We start from the raw sequence: 18,941 nt of genomic DNA on the forward strand, positions 1-18,941 counted from the left end.
GAACAGGTAACCCATGCGCTTTTCCAATTCTTTCCTCGATGAGATACGCGACCGCGTGAACATCTCCGATGTGATCGGCCGACGTGTGTCCTGGGATAAGAAGAAGACCAATACGTCGCGCGGGGATTATTGGGCCTGCTGCCCGTTCCATGGCGAGAAAAGCCCGAGCTTCCATTGCGAGGATCGCAAGGGGCGCTACCATTGCTTCGGTTGCGGCGTTTCCGGCGATCACTTCCGCTTTCTGACCGAGCTTGAGGGCTTAAATTTTCCGGAGGCCGTGCAGCAGATCGCCGATATGGCCGGCATTTCCATGCCGCAGCCCGATCCGCAGGCGGAAAAGCGGGAACGCGAGCGGACCTCGCTGCAGGACGTCATGGAAATGGCGACGCTGTTCTTTCAGGATCAGTTGCAAACGGCGCTTGGCGCTCGGGCGCGGGCTTACTTGCGCGATCGCGGGCTGACCGGGCGCACCATCGAGACGTTCCGGCTGGGTTATGCGCCCGATAGCCGCAATGCGCTGAAGGAGCATTTGGCGAGCAAGGGTGTGACGAAGGAGCAGATGGAAGCCTGCGGGCTGGTGGTGCATGAGAATGTGCCGGTCTCCTATGACCGCTTCCGCGACCGGATCATGTTCCCGATCCTGTCGTCACGGGAAAAGGTGATTGCCTTCGGCGGCCGCGCCATGGCGGCGGATGCGGTGGCGAAATATCTCAATTCCAACGAGACAGAGCTCTTTCACAAGGGCAATGTTCTCTACAATTTCGCCCGCGCACGGCGCGCCTCGCAGGCGGCAGGCGGTTCGGTCATTGCCGTCGAAGGTTACATGGATGTTATCGCGCTCTATCAGGCAGGTGTGGAAAATGCCGTCGCGCCGCTCGGCACGGCGCTGACCGAAAGCCAGCTCGACCTTCTCTGGAAAATGTCGCCGCAGCCGATCCTCTGCTTCGATGGCGATGGCGCCGGCATTCGCGCCGCCAACCGTGCGGCCGATCTCGCCTTACCGCATATCAAGCCGGATCGTTCCGTCAGCTTCGCGCTTCTGCCCGATGGCAAGGACCCGGACGATCTCGTGCGGCTGGAGGGGCGTGCGCCCTTCGACCGGGTGCTTTCGGAAGCCAAGCCGCTTGCCGCGATGATCTGGAGCCGTGAGACCTCCGGCGTCACTTTCGATACGCCGGAAAAGCGCGCCCAGCTCGAAAGCCGGCTGCGGCAGATCGTGGCCGTGATCGGCGACGAGACGGTGCGCCGCTTTTACCAACAGGATATGCGCGAGAGGCTGAACGGCTTTTTCCAGCCGCGTTTTCAGCAGGGCGGAGCGCAGGGCGGCAATTTCCGTCGCAATGGCGCTCAGCCGGCGGGACGCGGTTTCCAGCGCAATGCGCCGGGGCGGGGCGGGGCGATGGCCGCACCGGCCAGCAGCATTTCAGACCGGCTGGCGCAATCGGGTCTCGTCAGGGGTTACCAGACCAAGCCTTCGCTCCGGGAAAGCGTTCTCGCCATCACCATCGTCAATCATCCCGAATTGCTGCTTGAGGAATATGATGAGATCGCCGCCATCGATTACGAGAACCGCGATCTGCAGCGCCTGTGGTCGACGGTGCTGACATATGCGGCGGAAAGTGCGGCGGATATTTCGCGGGCCGGGTTGATCGAGCGCCTGTCGCAACAGGGTTTCGAGGTGCTTCTGAAGGCCATGGATCAGCAGGTTCGCAATGCCCGCCTGTGGACGGCGACGGAGCAGGCGGCGATGGAGGATGCGCGCGAGGGATACGTGCAGGCTCTTTCCCTGCATAAGAGGACGAAATCCCTGCTCTGGCAAAAAAAGGAACTGGAGCGCGAAATCGCCGAAGCGACAGACGACGAGCGCGGCACACTTCTGGTGCGGGCGCTGGCCGAAGTTCAGCTTGAAATCGGTCGTATGGAAAATCAGGAGGCTATCATCGATGGTTTCGGGGTCATGTCCGGCCGGGTGAAGGGGCCGGCCTTCGGCCATGGCTGAGAGGCCTGGCCAAGAATTGAAAGGCGGGTGGGGTTGCCTTTTGCGGCAGGCGTCCTAAATAGGGGTTAGTCTGGTGATAACCCGCAAAATGCGGCTCTTTTTAAGAATTTCCTTGGCTGTCTCGCCCTTAAAGGCTTGACGGGGCGGGAAATAGCGGGAATCACCATTTCATGAATAGTAAAGTGGAATGAGCCTTGGCGGATAGAAATTGCATGAGCAAGCATTTCCGGGTGCACTGTCTTTGCATTCTGCCTGAGGCTGCCGTGGTTAATCGGCAATTAAAGATCACTCCGTTAGGTGTCTGACAGTGATTCGCGGCAAACGCTGGATGCTCAAGGGGCGGACGGCGATGCTGCGGAACAGGTGTTAGCGTCAGGGAAAGCGACGAGATAGATGGCAACCAAAGTCAAAGAAAACGAAGAAGCAGAAAACGAACGCGACGGTGCGACGGACGGCCCGCTTCTCGACCTTTCGGATGACGCGGTCAAGAAAATGATCAAGGCCGCCAAGAAGCGCGGCTATGTAACGATGGACGAGTTGAATTCCGTCCTGCCGTCCGAAGAGGTGACCTCCGAGCAGATCGAGGACACGATGGCGATGCTGTCCGACATGGGCATCAACGTCATCGAGGACGAGGACGCCGAGGAAGCTGCCGGCAGTGACGACGACGGCGATTCCGATGGTGAGGAATCCGAGGGCGGCGAACTCGCTCCTTCCGGCGGCACCGCGCTTGCGACCGCAAAGAAGAAAGAACCGACCGACCGCACTGACGACCCCGTGCGCATGTATCTGCGTGAGATGGGTTCCGTCGAGCTTCTGTCGCGCGAAGGCGAAATCGCCATTGCCAAGCGCATCGAGGCCGGCCGCGAAACTATGATTTCCGGCCTGTGCGAAAGCCCGCTGACGTTTCAGGCGCTGATTATCTGGCGCGACGAACTCAACGAAGGTACGACGCTGCTGCGTGAGATCATCGATCTCGAAACCACCTATTCCGGTCCGGAAGCCAAGGCGGCGCCCCAGTTCCAGAGTCCGGAAAAGATCGAGGCCGACCGCAAGGCCGCCGAAGAGAAGGAAAAGACCCGCAAGCTGCGTGCACCTTCCGGTGACGATGACGTGACGGATGTGGGTGGTGACGGCCTTCCGCCGGAAGAGGAAGAAGAGGACGACGACGAGTCCAATCTTTCGCTTGCCGCGATGGAAGCCGAACTGCGCCCGCAGGTCATGGAAACGCTCGACACCATCGCCGACACCTACAAGAAGCTGCGCAAGCTTCAGGATCAGCAGGTGGAAGCGCGTCTCGCCTGCACCGGCACCCTGTCTTCCGGCCAGGAGCGTCGGTACAAGGAACTGAAGGATCAGCTGATCACGGCCGTCAAGTCGCTGTCGCTGAACCAGAACCGTATCGACAGCCTTGTCGAGCAGCTCTACGACATTTCCAAGCGCCTGATGCAGAATGAAGGCCGGCTGCTGCGCCTTGCCGAATCCTATGGCGTCAAGCGTGACAGCTTCCTTGAGCAGTATCACGGTGCGGAACTCGATCCGAACTGGATGAAGTCGATTGCCAATCTGGCCGCCCGCGGCTGGAAGGAATTCGCTCGCGAGGAAAGCAACACGATCCGGGAAATCCGTCAGGAAATCCAGAACCTCTCCACGGAAACCGGCATTTCCATCGCCGAATTCCGCCGCATCGTTTCGATGGTGCAGAAGGGCGAGCGCGAAGCGCGGATCGCCAAGAAGGAGATGGTCGAGGCCAACCTGCGTCTGGTGATCTCGATTGCGAAGAAATACACCAACCGTGGTCTGCAGTTCCTCGATCTCATTCAGGAAGGCAATATCGGCCTGATGAAGGCGGTTGATAAGTTCGAATATCGCCGTGGTTACAAGTTCTCGACCTATGCGACCTGGTGGATCAGGCAGGCGATCACCCGTTCGATTGCCGACCAGGCCCGCACGATCCGTATTCCGGTGCATATGATCGAAACGATCAACAAGATCGTTCGCACGTCGCGCCAGATGCTGCACGAGATCGGCCGTGAACCGACCCCGGAAGAGCTGGCCGAGAAGCTCGCCATGCCGCTTGAAAAGGTGCGCAAGGTTCTGAAGATCGCCAAGGAGCCGATTTCGCTCGAAACCCCCGTGGGTGACGAAGAGGATTCGCATCTCGGTGACTTCATCGAGGATAAGAACGCGCTGCTGCCGATCGACGCCGCCATTCAGGCGAACCTGCGCGAGACGACCACCCGTGTTCTCGCTTCGCTGACGCCGCGTGAAGAGCGTGTTCTGCGCATGCGTTTCGGCATCGGCATGAACACCGACCATACGTTGGAAGAAGTCGGCCAGCAGTTCTCGGTGACGCGCGAACGTATCCGCCAGATCGAGGCGAAGGCGCTGCGCAAGCTGAAGCATCCGAGCCGTTCGCGAAAGCTCCGGAGCTTCCTCGACAGCTAAGCTGTTTATTTCTTTTAAAATTGAACCCGGTCAGTCACCTCTGGCCGGGTTTTTTGTTTCCCGCACTGGCGAACTCTGCGACAAGCCCTATGTGTGAAACATATCGCTTTCCGCTTTGCCGGAAATGCTCGGTTTCGATTTGGTTCGATTGATGCAACAGGTTTCGGCAAGCAGGTGGAAAGGGAAGGGATGGGCAGTGCCCATCTCCGTGCTGCTGCATCTGGCCGTTGTCGCACTGTTCTTTTTTGAATTGCCGGAGCGGATAGCCGAACCGCAGGAGCCGGAGAGCGTCAGCGTCGAACTCGTGCCGCCGCCCGAGGAAAAAAAGGCGGAAGAGGCCCCTCCGCCGGGTGAAGAGAAGGCTAAAGAGGAAAAGCCAGAACCTCTGCCACCTCCGCCGCCAGCTCCTCCGGCAGAAGACGCGAAAACTTTGCCACCGCCACAGGCGACGCTACCGGCCATCGCCATGCGGCCTGAGGAAACACGGGCGGATCCCGAGGACAAGCCGGGCAAGACGGAGGAAGCGGAAAAGACCGAGCCCTCCGAAGAGCCTGCAAGCCAGCCTGAAAAAACGGCTGAGGAAAAGCCCGCAGCTCCTGCCGCCAACAGCGATCTTCAGGCTTCCGCCGCACAGGGGGAAATCGCGGTTTCACCCGTGAAGGAAGAAACGCAGCCCGATCAGCCGCCTGTACCGCAGGCCAAGCCAACTGAAGAAAAGCCGGCGGCAGTGACGGAAAAGAAACCCGTAAAACTTCCGGCGGCCAAAAACCTCCTGTCTTCGTCCATGCTGTCACCGGCCCAGAGACGTCAGATGTTTGGCGATCTGCCACCACGTCGCCGCGTCGTTCAGCTTTGCAGCACCGAAGCTCTGGCCCAGATTCAGAGCGCAGGATTTGCCGCCAGGGGCATGATCCCCTATTCGGACACGGGCGGCAGGATTTCCGGTAACTCGATCGATGCTTCCGGCGGCGCGTTCAACACGGGCAATGGCTGGCATGACGTTTCGTTCCAGTGTGAAGTCGATCTGGAAAATTACACGGTGACGGAATTCCGGTTTAAAATTGGGAATGAGGTCAGCCCGGAAGACGCGAAAAAGCGCGGCTTTACAAGATTTCAGTAGGGCTGGTTCGCATCAATCTCCTACACCCGCTCCGCATCCCCCATCAGCAGCCCAATGCCCGCCATCAGCGCATCCTCATCATAAGGCTTCCTGATGACAGGCACGGCGCCGAATTCATCCGGCACCATGCTGCCATCCGCATAACCGGTGGCGAACATGAACGGAATGCCACGGCGGTGAAGTTCGCGGGCGACGGGAATTGAGGTGTCCGAGCCGAGATTGATGTCGAGAATAGCCACATCAGGCACATAGCTCTTCAGCTTTTCAATTGCCATCGCCGACGAGGTTGCGGTTTCGATCGCCTTGATGCCGTTGTCTTCCAGCATGTTCTCGACATCCATGGCGATCAGCATCTGGTCTTCGACGAGTAAGACTTTCAATGGCTCCTCCCGGTTATAGCGTCTGTGCTGCGGCGCAATTTCAAGTTCGGTTCGCGTGTCGGTACTTGCCGTGGCCGACGAGACGTGACGGGAGGGCAGGAAAATTTCCGCCTCCAGCCCATCCGGCAGATAGCGCATGGTGCTGCGCCCACCGAGGTCATAAGGAATGCTGCGGCTGATGAGTGCCGTACCGAAACCGGCGCGCGATGGCGTCGGCAGTTTGGTCGGCAGGATTTCACGCCACTCGATCTCGCAATCGCGGTTCTCGTTGATGTCCCAGCGCACATGCAATTGCCCGCCATTTTGCGAAAGCGCGCCGTATTTGGCGGCATTCGTCGCCAGTTCGTGCAGAACCAGCGCCATCACCGAGAAAGCGCGGGAATCGAGTGTGACCTGGGGGCCTTCAAGCTTCACCGTCGTTTCCGGAGAGCGATGCGGCGACAGTTCGGCATCCAGCAGGTCGCGCAGCGCGCCGCCGCCTTCGCCGCGAATGATCTGGTCATGGGCAAAGGACAATGCCTGAATGCGGCCCTTCAGGGCGGTCACATATTCCTGCAAGGTCTTGCCCTCCTGCGAGGGATTGCCGACCAGCGATTTGATGATGGCCAGAACATTCTTGACGCGGTGGTTGAGCTCCTCGTTCAGCATGCGCTGACGCACTTCCGCGCGTTCCCTCTCGCCCGCCATCAGCTCGCTGTGATGGAATGCGACCTCGACCAGCGCAATTCTCGCCGCTTCCGCGATCTCCCGGTCGGCTTCCGACCAGGGCTGCGCCTGCAAGCGGACCGTCTCTTTCCAGATCGCAAAGCTCTTGCGCGGGGTAAGGCGCTCGCCCATCGGGCCGGTCTCATAGGATTTTTCAGGATTGCCGGCCCAGTTCAGATTTTGCACGATCTCCTTGCGGAAAAACAGGAGATAGTCGTTCTTGACCTGCGACAGCGGGATAGCGAGCATTCCCGCCGCGGTGCCGGCGTAGATTTCCGCTTCCGGTATGGCCTGCGAGAGGGCGTGCGTCGCCCAGACCTTGCCTTCCGAAGCCGAAGCGACAAAACGCGCCAGCCTTGGAATGGCATTATGCGGCGGCGTTGCGCCATGGCCGTGCCAGTTGTTATCGACCCAGAGCCCAACGCCGTCGCAGGGCATCAGATCGGCAAAATCCTGAAAGCTGTCGACCAGCAGTTCTTCAATGTTGGCGTGATGGGCGGCAAGCTGAAGGAAGCGGTCAAGAGCGGCATGGGCATGGTTGACGGTATCGAGCCTGCGCTTCTGCTTTAGAACCTGCAAATGCATGGAGAAAAACTCTCCGAACATTTCAGCGGCGATCCGGACTGGCATCGTCAGCACGCGCGGGGAATAATGGTGGCAGGCGATCAGGCCCCACAGCGCACCGTCGACAATCACCGAAATCGACATGGAAGCAGCAACACCCATGTTGCGAAGATATTCGCAATGGATGGGCGAGACGCTGCGCAGATGCGCGAAGGACATATCGAGCGGCTCGCCGGAGGCATCGACAACCGGCAGGACGGGAACACGGGCGCCGCTGGCATCCGAGATAATGCGCAGCGTATTCTTGAGATAAAGCGCGCGGGCCTGCTGCGGAATGTCGCTGGCGGGGAAATATTGCCCGAGAAAGCTTTCCAGCTCCGGCTGCTTCGCTTCCGACAAGACCTTGCCTGCGCCATCCTCCTCGAAGCGGTAGATCATCACCCGGTCATAGCCGAGCGTCGCCTTTATCAGCCGCGTCGTTCTGGAGATCAGGCTTTCGACGCTGTCCGCTTCGCGGATGCGGTCCACCATCTTGCGCGCGGTGCCGAGCGGCTGCGTCTCGTTGCGGGATGGTTCGAATTCGATGATCGTGGTGGATTTGTAGCGGTGGAGCGAAATGTCGAAGCCGCGACCGTCGCTCATTTCCACGGCGGGCAGCATGGCGGGACGCGTGGTTCTGCCGGTGACGGTGAGCGCATTGCGGAGATCGTGGACAAGTTTTTTGCCAAGCACCTCCTCGGCGGTTTTGCCGTTGATGTCGCCTTCGACGCCCAGCATTTCGCGGCAGTTTTCAGAATGCCGCAGCACCATGCGCATGGCGTTATCGCAGGCGATGAGGCAGCCATGCGGTTGAATATAGCCTGGGATGTGGATGGGTTCGCGGTCGCAATTGGTCAGATCGACATGATAATCACTGGGTGCCATGAATCAGTCTTTCGCACCCTGTGTCTGTCTTGGACGAGGACCATTGTGTTCGTAAAGAAAAGGGTAAGCCTGGATAATTCATTCTGACAGTGCCAACCCTTCCCCGTTTTTTGCAACTGTGACACCGGTGTTCCGTTCTGCTTTATGGGCCGTTGTCACGCTATTGTCGTATCCCTTACGTCATCGGATACAAATTGACATGCTGAAACGTTGGCATCGCCAATTTTGTTCCAGCTCAGTGAAGGAAAAAATGTGCCGCAGAGAAAAATCATCGTCGCAACCCGGGGGCAGGGACTTTATGAATTCACATCCGAGGCCAAGGCGTTCGTCAGCCACGCCGGCGTGGAAGAAGGCTTGCTGACGATCTTCGTCCGGCACACATCCTGCTCGCTGCTCATTCAGGAAAATGCCGATCCCGATGCGCGGCGCGATCTCACGGCGTTTTTTTCCCGCCTCGTCCCGCCTTCCGACGATCCCTCCATGCACTGGATCATCCATACGCTCGAAGGTCCCGACGATATGCCCGCCCATATCAAATCAGCGCTCACCACGGTTTCCATTGGCGTACCGATCAGCGACGGCAGGCTCGTGCTCGGCACCTGGCAGGGCCTTTATCTTTTTGAACATCGTGACCAGCCGCATCGCCGCGAAATCGTGCTGCATATCTCGTCCTGAGATACGGATCCAGAGCGCCATGCTTCGCGTTAAGCACCCTGAACGCCTGCTGAACATTCGGTTCTGTTAATATTCAGGCGGGCGGGTCTAGGGTCTCGTCAATCGCCGGGGGATGTTCCCCTGTCGGCAAAGAAACAAACGGAGTGAGTTCATGTTCAGCACCTTCGCAAAAGCCGGCCTGGCTGCCCTCATCGCCCTCGGTGGAATTTCCGTTACTGCGCCAGCGGCTTCCGCAGGCTCGGACGTTCAGTTCAGGGTTCAGGTTCAGGATGGTTATGGCCATCGCCCCGGCTGGGGTCGTCCGGATCGCCCGCGCCGTGGCTGCTCGCCCTGGCTTGCGGAAGAAAAGGCAGGCCGCATGGGTCTTCGCCGCGCCCGCGTGGTTGATGTGTCGCCGCGCCGTGTCGTGGTGGCAGGCTTCGACCGTCGCGGCCTTGATCGCATCGTTTTCGCCAATGAGCGCGGTTGCCCGGTGATCCGGCGCTAACAGCGTATAGCCTTATCGATCTGCTGATACCCCGTCCGGCGGAACGATTAAAAAATGCCCCTCGCTTGTCCAAAAAGGCAGGCGAGGGGCATTTCGTTTTGTATCATGCCAATGGCCAAACTTCGGATGGGGAAGAGCGGCACAGGAGTGCCGCCCGCCGCCGATCTTACTGCTCGAGAGCGAAGGTGACGTTGACCACCACGCTGTAGCTGTTCTCGCCCGAAGCGATCGGCACGCTGTCGGCTTCCTTCATCATCGAAGCACGCATCATGCCCGCCGGTACCGGCATCGGGCGCTGCGAGTTCTCGCTGATCTGAATGACGCGGCCAAGCTTCACGCCCGCCGCTTCCGTCAGCGTCTTCGCCTTGGCGAGAGCATCGGCGACGGCCTGCTTGCGGGCCTCGGTCACCGTCGCTTCCGGCTTGTCATTGGTGAAGGTGATGTCGCCGCCCTGGTTGATGCCGAGCTTGACGGAGGTATCGAGGATCGCGCCGAGCTTTTTCAGGTCGCGCACCCGCACGGTCAGGCCGTTGGACACCTGATAGCCGGTGATCTCGGGCGCGACATAGACGCCGTCCTTGGGTTCATAGTGCTTATAGAGCGGCTGCACCGAAAAGTTGCTGGTCTGCAGGTCGCGGTCCTCGATGGCGGCCTCTTTCAGCGCCTTCAGGACATCGGCAAGCGCCTTGGAGTTTTCCGTCAGCGCTGCCGCGGCGGTTTCCGCCTGCTTGACGACACTGAAGGAGAGGATGGCCATATCGGGCGCGATGGCCGCCTGGCCTTCGCCGGAAACACTGATGGTGGCTTCGCGTGGGGTGGTCTCCTGCGCAGACACCTGGGCGGCAAGCGGCATCATGGCTGCTGCGGTCATTGCGGTGAGTGCGAAAAGGCGAGCCGTTTTTGTCTTCATGGTGTTTCCTCGTTGATTGAGTCCCTTTGAAGGGTATTGCCTTAGATTGTGTAGCTAATACGGCGGCGCTGCTTTGCGAAAGCATCATTGGCTTGTCGGGCTCAAAAAATTACGTTAGAGCGTGACCCACCGGATTCGAGCCATTGCGAACCGGTGCTTCGGACTGATTTTCCGAAAGGGGCCTGTAGCTCAATGGTTAGAGCCGGCGGCTCATAACCGCTTGGTTGGGGGTTCGAGTCCCTCCGGGCCCACCATTTTCTTTCAAGATCAAATGCTTGGGATGTTTCGCTGCTCTTCGAGCGCGCGCGTCTGTCACGTCTGAGGCGTGATCTCTGCTATGCTGGTGGCAAATTCCGGAAGTGGAATGAATGCATCTGCGTCGATCCGGCGTGCCGATGGGGCAAGCCGGATCGAGAAAAGCTTCAATGTCAATTACAAACCCGCATACTTTCCGTATGCCAGCCGCCATCATAGGAATTGGGCACGCGGCGGTCTTCGAACCAGCAGCGGGGGCGGGGCGGCGGTGGCGGTTCGTAGTAGCGCGGGCCGTTATTGCTGTTGGCGATGGCGCCGCCGATCAGGCCGCCAATGACGCCTGCGGCGAGGCCGCCGGCAATCGCTGCGCCGTCATTGTGGCGGCGGTGTTCGCGGTAGGGCGGTGGGGGTGGGCCGCCGCGGTCGTAGCGCGGGCGATAGGGATAGTCCTGCGCGGCAGCAGTGCCATAGGATGCAAAAATGCTGCCGGTGGCGATCAGCGCGGCAACAGTGGAAAGAATTATCTTTTTCATCGGGGCTACTCCATAAGCCTGCCTGCGGAGATAGAGGCTCATTATGCCCGGATGATGGCACGGGACGGGTGAACGGCCTGTGAACATTTCATTTCTGCACGGTTCATATTTCCCTGAACCCAGGCGGCGAAGATCGCGGCCGATGCAGGCTTTCAGCAACAAATAAGCCCGGCAGATGGCCGGGCTTTTTAGCGAAATCGACCGGTCGCGATTAGAACTTCACGCCGAGACCGACCTTGACAGTGTGCTGGTCGACATCGGTATTGATGCCGAAGATGTCCTTGTCGCTATAGTCGTTGTAGCGATATTCCAGCCTGCCGAACACATTGTCCGTGAAGGCATAGTCCAGGCCCGCGCCGACGGTGTAGCCGTTGAAGGTGGTGCTGTCCTTGCCGGCTCCGGGCGTTTCGATGAAGCCGCGTGTCGCGGTCCAGCCGGCGGTGGCATAAAGCAGGGCATGGTCGAAGGCATAACCGACACGGCCGCGAACGGAACCCTGCCAGTCGGTGCCGATCTTGACGCCAGCATAGTCATTGTCGTTCCAGTTATAATCGACATCACCTTCGATGCCGAGCACCAGATTATTGTCGAACTGGTAATTGTAACCAACGAAGGCGCCCAGAATGCCGCCGTTGAAATCATCCGAGGCGACCGGGCCGCCCGCCGAAAAATCACCATTTGCCCAGCCCGCGCCGCCTTGAATACCAAGATAGGGGCCAGACCAGGTGAAGACCGGCAGGGTTTCCTGCGCGACCGGAGGTGCAGGCGTCTCGTAGACGGCATCCGCGGCCATTGCGGTGCTGGCCGACAGGGCCATGAGTGACGTTACGATCAGCGTTTTCATCGTTTTTCTCCCTGAGCTGACAGACATCCATAGCATAGATTAGCTGCGTTTAATATGGGCCGCGGTTCAGTGGTTCCAGGAGGCGCTCGTGTCCCCCGGCGTTGCTGCCCGTACGGCCGTGGATCGCGGCTTTTTATCGCCCCGCCATGCTGTTCTGATGCGGCGAACGTCTTCAGCCGAGTTTGGTTCCCTTCGCCGTTTGGGCAAAGGTCCGGTACGGTGGACGGTCGATGTCACGCTTGGTTGTCTTGACAGCGGGGGGAGCGACCATAGAGTTGTGGAAGACGATGCTGGCGCTTTGCGTTGGATTGCCGGCGGCATAAGCTGCGGTTGATACTGCATCATTGCGGCCTCCCGGTGAGGGGGATTGATGCGGATGGGAAGGGCATGGGAGGATGAGATCGCATGAGGCTTTATTTTAGCGGAGGAGGGGCGACGTGATTGTCGGAGCCGTTCTCAGCGCCATTCTTCTTCTCACCCTCATTGCGTTTCCGCGGCATCTCAAATCCGTTGTCATCTGCCTGCTGCTGATCTGGACGGCCACAGCCGCTTTTGTGATTTATGACTGGCGGCGCGGCAACCAGCGGCTCGACCATATCGTCGCGAGCGCGGCATTCGATTCGGTCTGCCCGGATGCGGCATTGCCGATCCGCGTCAGCTTCCGCAATGACAATGACGTCGCGGTGCAGCGGCTCACCTATACGCTTGAAGGGTTTGAACCGGCCTTCCGCGCCTCCGTTTCCTTCGATCCCTATCAGGTGAGCGAAAGGCGCATCGAGGCCGGGGAGACATTTTCGGCCTGCCGGGCGTTCCGTATGCGCAACAATGAAAGCGTAGAGCCGCAACGGCTGGAGTGGCGCGTTACCGTCATTTCCGCAGAATTCGAATGAGCGGCTCACGCGGCTGCGGTTATCACGGCATTTTGAAAATTGTCTCGCCGAGGAGCGAAGGCGGAAAGTCCGGGCATCACGGCAGATTCGGGCGGATAGGCGAATTCTCCTCCTCCGCAACGAAACCGGCTGGAACAGCCGCCGACTTGTTTTCGTCCATTTGCAATGCCATCTCCCCACCATTCGATGAATGTCGCGGGTTGATGTTTTGCGTATTGTTCTGAAGTTTCTGAAAATAACCGCCATTGGCCTTGTCGCCCTGCCGGTTCTGGCGGGCGCACATATGGGCATCGGCCAGCTCACCGGAAATTTTCACGAAGTCATTCCTGGAGAGCTTTACCGTTCGGCCCAGCCGAGCGGCAAGGACATCGCGGCCTATGCCAAGGCTTATGGCATCAAGACGATCATCAACCTGCGCGATGAAAAGCGTGAGGGATGGTACGAGGCCGAAAGCCTTGCGGCGAAAAACAACAGTATCCGGCTTGTCGATTATCCGCTGAGTTCAAGCGAAAAGGTGTCGGTGGAGGATTCAGAAACGCTGGCGGCGGTGCTGCGCAATGCGGAAAAGCCCGTTCTCATCCATTGTGAGCATGGCGCGAACCGTACCGGGCTTGCCTCTGCCATTTACGTGGCGGCCGTTGCTGGCAAGAGCGAGGCGACCGCCGAGTTTCAGCTTTCACCCTATTACGGGCATGTGCCGATCCCCGGTATCGGTCGCTATGAAATGTACCAGTCCTGGGATGATTTCGAGGAAACCATCGGGTTTTGAGATGCCGCGGTAGATCGAGAAAAACTCTTTTACGGCGCAGAGGCGCTGTCGCTGGATGCCGGCTTAAGGCCGGCACGACGGACGGTTGGGCAACGCCTTAATAATCCCCGCCGCTTTCCCTGATCACCTTCGTCAGGCTTCCCGTCGCCGGGAAAAGCGGGATGAGGCAGGCCTGCAGCGCGTGGTAGATATCGCCCTTGCCGGGGAACAGCGTGTGGGCGGGAACCAGATCTTCCGTCAGTTCCTCGTGCCAGCCGCCATTCTCATGATCGATGAAGTTGTTGGCGATCGTGCTCCAGATGCGGCGATAGCTGTCTTCATAGAAGTCGTCCGCCGGCAGGTTCTCGTTGAGGAAGTGGGCAGCGCCCGCCGCCTCGGACATGGGCCACCAGAGCTTTGCCCGCTTGTCGGGATTGTCGTTCCAGTCGAGCGTATAAAAGAAGCCGCCCTTTTCCCGATCCCAGCCGAGCGCCATGGATTGCACGAACAGCGATTTTGCGGCCACCGGCATCCAGTCATGGCGGCGTTCTCCCAGCACCCATAATTGCAGGATGAGACGCGCCCATTCCAGCCAGTGGCCGGGGGTGGAGCCGGAGGGGCGGAACATTTCGTTGCCGCGATACTCCTTGTCGAGCGTCCAGTTCTCATCGAAATGCTCCGGCACGCGGAAATCCAGCTCGCCGGCGCGGCGGCGGATAACGAGATCGGCGATGCGCTCCGCCTTGCTGAGGTAGCTATTGTCGCCGGTCACCTCATAGGCGGCCATCAGCGCTTCGGTCAGGTGCATGTTAGAGTTCTGGCCGCGGTAATTCTCGATGGGCGACCAGTCGCGATGGAATTCCTCGGCGATGGCGCCGTGTTTTTCCTCCCAGAACCGGGCTTCGAGCACCTCGGTAATGTCGGCCAGCATCTTGTCTGCGAGAGGGTGGCCGACGGTTTTCGCGGAAGAGGCGGCCAGAAGCACAAAGGCATGGCCATAACCCTGCTTGGTGGCGTCCACTGGGCCGGCATCGTTCACCTGCCAGAAATAACCGCCATGTTCGCCGTCGCGATGCCTGTTCCAGAGATAGGTCATGCCGTGATCGACGATATCGCCGCAGCCTGGACGCCCGAGCAGATGGCCGATGGAGAAACAATGCACCATGCGGGCGGATGCGTGAATGCCGCGCACGGGGTCGTTTGGCTGCAGCGGCGCACCCTTGGCGTCGAGATCGAAGAAGCCGCCGGCAGGATTGAGGGCACGATACTGGAAGAAATCGAAAAGTCCCTCAGCCTGTTTTGCCAGCCATTGGCGATGCCAGGGCAGGGTGTTCCAGTTGCGGCTGTTGTGATCGTCCTCGGGCATTCTCGTCCTCCATGCGGTTTCCTGCTTCGGCTTATATCCTTGCCGTATAAACCTGTCATCTGTCAGCGATATTTCGTAACGTGCTGCTACTGCGCAAAGCCATGCCTGTCCCTTGAAGATATATTGACATAAACATATCTTTATGTGACTTGACGACTTGCGATCTTGCAAATCGAAATGAGGAGTGTGCCCGTGTTTGACGATCTGTTCGGCCCTGAAGGGGCAAAGCGTGACGGCGCGGAAATTTTCAAGGCGTTGCGCGATGCCGCCAGCGAACGCATCCTCATTCTCGATGGTGCCATGGGCACGCAGATCCAGGGGCTGGGTTTTGACGAGGATCATTTTCGTGGCGATCGTTTTATCGGCTGTGCATGTCACCAGAAGGGCAATAACGACCTTCTGATCCTGACCCAGCCGGATGCCATCGAAGACATCCACTATCGCTACGCCATGGCGGGCGCGGATATTCTCGAAACCAACACGTTTTCGTCAACGCGCATCGCCCAGGCCGATTACGAGATGGAAAACGCCGTCTACGACCTCAACCGCGAAGGTGCCGCGATTGTCCGCCGTGCCGCCCAGCGCGCCGAGCGGGAAGATGGCCGCCGCCGTTTCGTGGCGGGCGCCATCGGCCCGACCAACCGCACGGCCTCGATTTCGCCTGACGTCAACAATCCCGGTTATCGCGCCGTCAGCTTCGACGACCTGCGTATCGCCTATGGTGAGCAGATCGATGGTCTGATCGATGGCGGTGCCGACATCATCCTCATCGAGACGATCTTCGATACGCTGAACGCCAAGGCAGCGATCTTCGCCTGCGAGGAGCGTTTCGAGGCCAAGGGCATCCGCCTGCCGGTGATGATCTCAGGCACGATTACCGACCTTTCCGGCCGCACGCTGTCCGGCCAGACGCCGTCTGCGTTCTGGAATTCGGTGCGCCATGCCAATCCCTTCACCATCGGGCTGAACTGCGCGCTGGGTGCGGATGCCATGCGTCCGCATCTGCAGGAATTGTCTGACGTGGCCGATACCTTCGTCTGCGCCTATCCCAATGCAGGCCTGCCGAATGAATTCGGCCAATATGACGAAACGCCTGAGATGATGGCGCGTCAGGTGCAGGGTTTTGCCCGCGACGGCCTCGTCAATATCGTCGGCGGTTGCTGTGGCTCGACGCCAGAGCACATCCGGGCGATTGCTGATGCGGTCAAGGATTACAAGCCGCGCCCGATCCCCGAGCACAAGCCCTTCATGTCGCTTTCGGGCCTTGAGCCTTTCGTGCTGACCAAAGACATTCCCTTCGTCAATGTCGGCGAACGCACCAACGTCACCGGCTCGGCCCGCTTCCGCAAGCTCATCACCGCCGGCGATTATACGGCGGCGCTGGCCGTCGCCCGCGACCAGGTGGAGAACGGCGCGCAGATCATCGACATCAACATGGATGAAGGCCTGATCGATTCCGAAAAGGCGATGGTGGAGTTCCTGAACCTCATCGCCGCCGAGCCGGATATCGCCCGCGTGCCTGTGATGATCGACTCCTCGAAATTCGAGATTATCGAAGCCGGTCTGAAATGCGTGCAGGGCAAGTCGATCGTCAATTCGATTTCGCTGAAGGAAGGCGAGGAGAAGTTTCTCCAGCAGGCACGGCTCGTCCATAATTACGGCGCTGCGGTCGTGGTCATGGCCTTTGACGAGGTCGGGCAGGCGGATACCTATCAGCGCAAGGTGGAAATCTGCGCGCGCGCCTACAAGCTCCTGACCGAAAAGGCGGGCCTCTCGCCAGAAGACATCATCTTCGATCCGAACGTGTTTGCGGTTGCGACCGGTATCGAAGAGCACAATAATTACGGCGTGGACTTCATCGAGGCCACCAAGACTATCCGCGAAACCATGCCGCTCACGCATATTTCCGGCGGCGTTTCCAACCTGTCCTTCTCCTTCCGCGGCAATGAGCCGGTGCGTGAGGCGATGCATGCGGTGTTCCTCTACCACGCCATTCAGGTCGGCATGGATATGGGCATCGTTAATGCCGGCCAGCTCGCGGTTTACGACAATATCGATGCGGAACTGCGCGAGGCCTGCGAAGACGTGGTGCTGAACCGCCGCGACGACGCGACCGAGCGGCTGCTTGAAGTAGCCGAGCGTTTTCGAGGTACTGGTGAAAAACAAGCCAAGGTGCAGGACCTTTCCTGGCGTGAGCTTCCCGTCGAAAAGCGGCTGGAGCATGCGCTGGTCAACGGCATCACCGACTATATCGAGGCCGATACGGAAGAGGCGCGCCAGAAGGCGGAGCGTCCATTGCATGTCATCGAGGGGCCGCTGATGGCCGGCATGAATGTGGTCGGTGACCTGTTCGGGTCCGGCAAGATGTTCCTGCCGCAGGTGGTGAAATCCGCGCGCGTGATGAAGCAGGCGGTGGCCGTGCTGCTGCCTTACATGGAAGAGGAAAAGCGCCTGAATGGCGGGGCCGAGCGCAGTGCCGCCGGCAAGGTTTTGATGGCGACCGTGAAGGGTGACGTGCACGATATCGGCAAAAACATTGTCGGCGTCGTTCTCGCCTGCAACAATTACGAGATCATCGATCTCGGCGTCATGGTGCCGACGACGAAAATCCTCGAGACGGCGATTGCCGAAAAGGTGGATGTGATCGGCCTTTCCGGCCTCATAACCCCGTCGCTAGACGAGATGGTGCATGTGGCGGCCGAAATGGAGCGGCAGGGTTTCGACATCCCGCTCCTGATCGGCGGCGCAACAACCAGCCGCGTGCATACCGCGGTAAAAATCCATCCGCGTTACGAGCAGGGGCAGGCGATCTATGTCACCGACGCCTCGCGTGCGGTGGGCGTCGTGTCGGCGCTTCTTTCCGCAGAGCAGAAGCCGACTTATATCGACGGTATTCGCAGCGAATATGCCAAGGTGGCGGAAGCGCACGCCCGCAATGAGCGCGAAAAGCAGCGTCTGCCGCTTTCCCGCGCCCGCGAGAACGCGCACAAGATTGACTGGTCGGCCTATAGCGCCGTCAAGCCGCAATTTTTCGGCACTAGGGTGTTCGAGACTTACGACCTTCAAGAGCTTTCCCGTTACATCGACTGGACGCCGTTCTTCCAGACCTGGGAGCTGAAGGGCCGCTTCCCGGCCATTCTCGATGACGAAAAACAGGGCGAGGCGGCGCGGCAGCTTTACAGCGATGCGCAGGCGATGCTGAAGAAGATCATTGAGGAGAACTGGTTCCGGCCGCGGGCGGTGATCGGCTTCTGGCCGGCCAACGCCGTGGGCGACGATATCCGCCTGTTCACGGATGAAAGCCGCGGCGAAGAGTTGGCGACCTTCTTCACGCTGCGCCAGCAGCTTTCCAAGCGCGATGGCCGCCCCAATGTGGCGCTGTCCGATTTCGTCGCGCCTGTCGATAGCGGCGTTGCCGATTATGTCGGCGGTTTCGTGGTGACGGCGGGTATCGAGGAAGTGGCGATTGCCGAGCGTTTCGAGCGGGCGAATGACGATTATTCGTCCATCCTCGTCAAGGCGCTGGCCGACCGTTTCGCGGAAGCCTTCGCCGAGCGCATGCATGAGCGAGTGCGCAAGGAGTTCTGGGGTTATGCCCCGCAGGAAAACTTCAACGGCGATGAGTTGATTGGCGAGGCCTATGCCGGTATTCGCCCGGCGCCCGGCTATCCGGCCCAGCCTGACCATACCGAAAAGAAGACGCTGTTTGCCCTGCTCGACGCCACCAATGCGGCGGGTGTGGAACTGACGGAAAGCTACGCAATGTGGCCCGGCTCCTCCGTCTCGGGTATATATATCGGCCATCCCGAGAGCTATTATTTCGGCGTTGCCAAGGTGGAGCGCGATCAGGTTCTCGATTATGCGCGCCGCAAGGATATGCCGGTGGAAGAGGTGGAGCGCTGGCTCGGTCCTGTCCTCAACTACGTGCCGACGAACGGCGCGGAGGAAATCGACAGCGCGGCCTGATGTTCCGGTGTGCTGCCATTCAATAAAAAAGCGCGGGTCTTGCCCGCGCTTCAGACTGCTGACAAACCCCTGGCGTGAGCTGGGGGTTTATGATTCATTGGGACATGTTGAAGAAACCTGCTCCTGA

13 protein-coding genes and 1 tRNA gene are annotated in these 18,941 nt (G+C 59.4%); 9 read left to right on the top strand and 5 right to left on the bottom strand.

What is annotated here, in order from left to right:
- Positions 1-13 precede the first annotated feature (13 nt).
- The 3 genes from dnaG to BS627_RS10085 all read left to right on the top strand — a co-directional run bounded on the left by dnaG (position 14) and on the right by BS627_RS10085 (position 5,567).
- Positions 14-1,999 (top strand): DNA primase, encoded by a 1,986-nt coding sequence (gene dnaG / locus BS627_RS10075; RefSeq protein ID WP_077983089.1) that lies wholly within the window; start codon positions 14-16, stop codon positions 1,997-1,999.
- 393 nt (positions 2,000-2,392) lie between these two features.
- Entirely contained in the window at positions 2,393-4,447 is a 2,055-nt protein-coding gene (rpoD, locus tag BS627_RS10080) for an RNA polymerase sigma factor RpoD (RefSeq protein WP_077983090.1), read from the top strand.
- A gap of 196 nt (positions 4,448-4,643) precedes the next feature.
- The gene (locus BS627_RS10085) at positions 4,644-5,567 is read left to right on the top strand and encodes a DUF930 domain-containing protein (RefSeq protein ID WP_165691211.1); all 924 of its coding nucleotides are present in this window, start codon (positions 4,644-4,646) and stop codon (positions 5,565-5,567) included.
- Between the two features lie 20 nt (positions 5,568-5,587).
- Here the strand turns inward: BS627_RS10085 and BS627_RS10090 are convergent, their stop codons facing one another.
- Positions 5,588-8,140, bottom strand: coding sequence for an HWE histidine kinase domain-containing protein (locus tag BS627_RS10090; protein WP_077983091.1), 2,553 nt, complete (start codon positions 8,138-8,140; stop codon positions 5,588-5,590).
- Positions 8,141-8,392: 252 nt separating this feature from the next.
- On the opposite strand from BS627_RS10090, the gene BS627_RS10095 reads away from it, so the two are divergent.
- Both BS627_RS10095 and BS627_RS10100 read left to right on the top strand, forming a co-directional pair.
- Positions 8,393-8,815: a secondary thiamine-phosphate synthase enzyme YjbQ gene (locus BS627_RS10095; protein ID WP_077983106.1), complete on the top strand. Its 423-nt coding sequence runs from the start codon at positions 8,393-8,395 to the stop codon at positions 8,813-8,815.
- Positions 8,816-8,966: 151 nt separating this feature from the next.
- Positions 8,967-9,302, top strand: coding sequence for a hypothetical protein (locus BS627_RS10100; RefSeq protein WP_077983092.1), 336 nt, complete (start codon positions 8,967-8,969; stop codon positions 9,300-9,302).
- 166 nt (positions 9,303-9,468) lie between these two features.
- Here the strand turns inward: BS627_RS10100 and BS627_RS10105 are convergent, their stop codons facing one another.
- Positions 9,469-10,212, bottom strand: a complete 744-nt coding sequence (locus tag BS627_RS10105) for an SIMPL domain-containing protein (protein ID WP_077983093.1) — start codon at positions 10,210-10,212, stop codon at positions 9,469-9,471.
- A 178-nt stretch (positions 10,213-10,390) separates the two neighbouring features.
- Between BS627_RS10105 and BS627_RS10110 the strand changes: the two genes are divergently transcribed.
- Positions 10,391-10,466: transfer RNA gene (locus tag BS627_RS10110), tRNA-Ile, on the top strand.
- A gap of 174 nt (positions 10,467-10,640) precedes the next feature.
- Here the strand turns inward: BS627_RS10110 and BS627_RS10115 are convergent.
- The gene (locus BS627_RS10115) at positions 10,641-11,000 is read right to left on the bottom strand and encodes a hypothetical protein (RefSeq protein WP_162520302.1); all 360 of its coding nucleotides are present in this window, start codon (positions 10,998-11,000) and stop codon (positions 10,641-10,643) included.
- Positions 11,001-11,211: 211 nt separating this feature from the next.
- A complete protein-coding gene (locus BS627_RS10120) occupies positions 11,212-11,844 on the bottom strand; it encodes an outer membrane protein (RefSeq protein WP_077983094.1) in 633 nt (210 codons plus the stop codon).
- A gap of 437 nt (positions 11,845-12,281) precedes the next feature.
- On the opposite strand from BS627_RS10120, the gene BS627_RS10125 reads away from it, so the two are divergent.
- A complete protein-coding gene (locus BS627_RS10125) occupies positions 12,282-12,734 on the top strand; it encodes a hypothetical protein (RefSeq protein WP_077983095.1) in 453 nt (150 codons plus the stop codon).
- Positions 12,735-12,942: 208 nt separating this feature from the next.
- On the top strand, positions 12,943-13,503 hold the full coding sequence (locus BS627_RS10130; protein ID WP_089153238.1) for a dual specificity protein phosphatase family protein: 561 nt from the start codon (positions 12,943-12,945) through the stop codon (positions 13,501-13,503).
- A 97-nt stretch (positions 13,504-13,600) separates the two neighbouring features.
- Here the strand turns inward: BS627_RS10130 and BS627_RS10135 are convergent, their stop codons facing one another.
- Entirely contained in the window at positions 13,601-14,848 is a 1,248-nt protein-coding gene (locus BS627_RS10135; RefSeq protein WP_077983097.1) for an AGE family epimerase/isomerase, read from the bottom strand.
- Positions 14,849-15,040: 192 nt separating this feature from the next.
- Here BS627_RS10135 and metH point away from each other — a divergent pair, with 192 nt between their 5' ends.
- Complete coding sequence (gene metH, locus BS627_RS10140; protein ID WP_077983098.1) at positions 15,041-18,814, top strand: methionine synthase; 3,774 nt, start codon at positions 15,041-15,043, stop codon at positions 18,812-18,814.
- Positions 18,815-18,941: the final 127 nt, after the last annotated feature.

The sequence above is a fragment of the Agrobacterium salinitolerans genome (assembly GCF_002008225.1).
Taxonomy (GTDB): domain Bacteria; phylum Pseudomonadota; class Alphaproteobacteria; order Rhizobiales; family Rhizobiaceae; genus Agrobacterium; species Agrobacterium salinitolerans.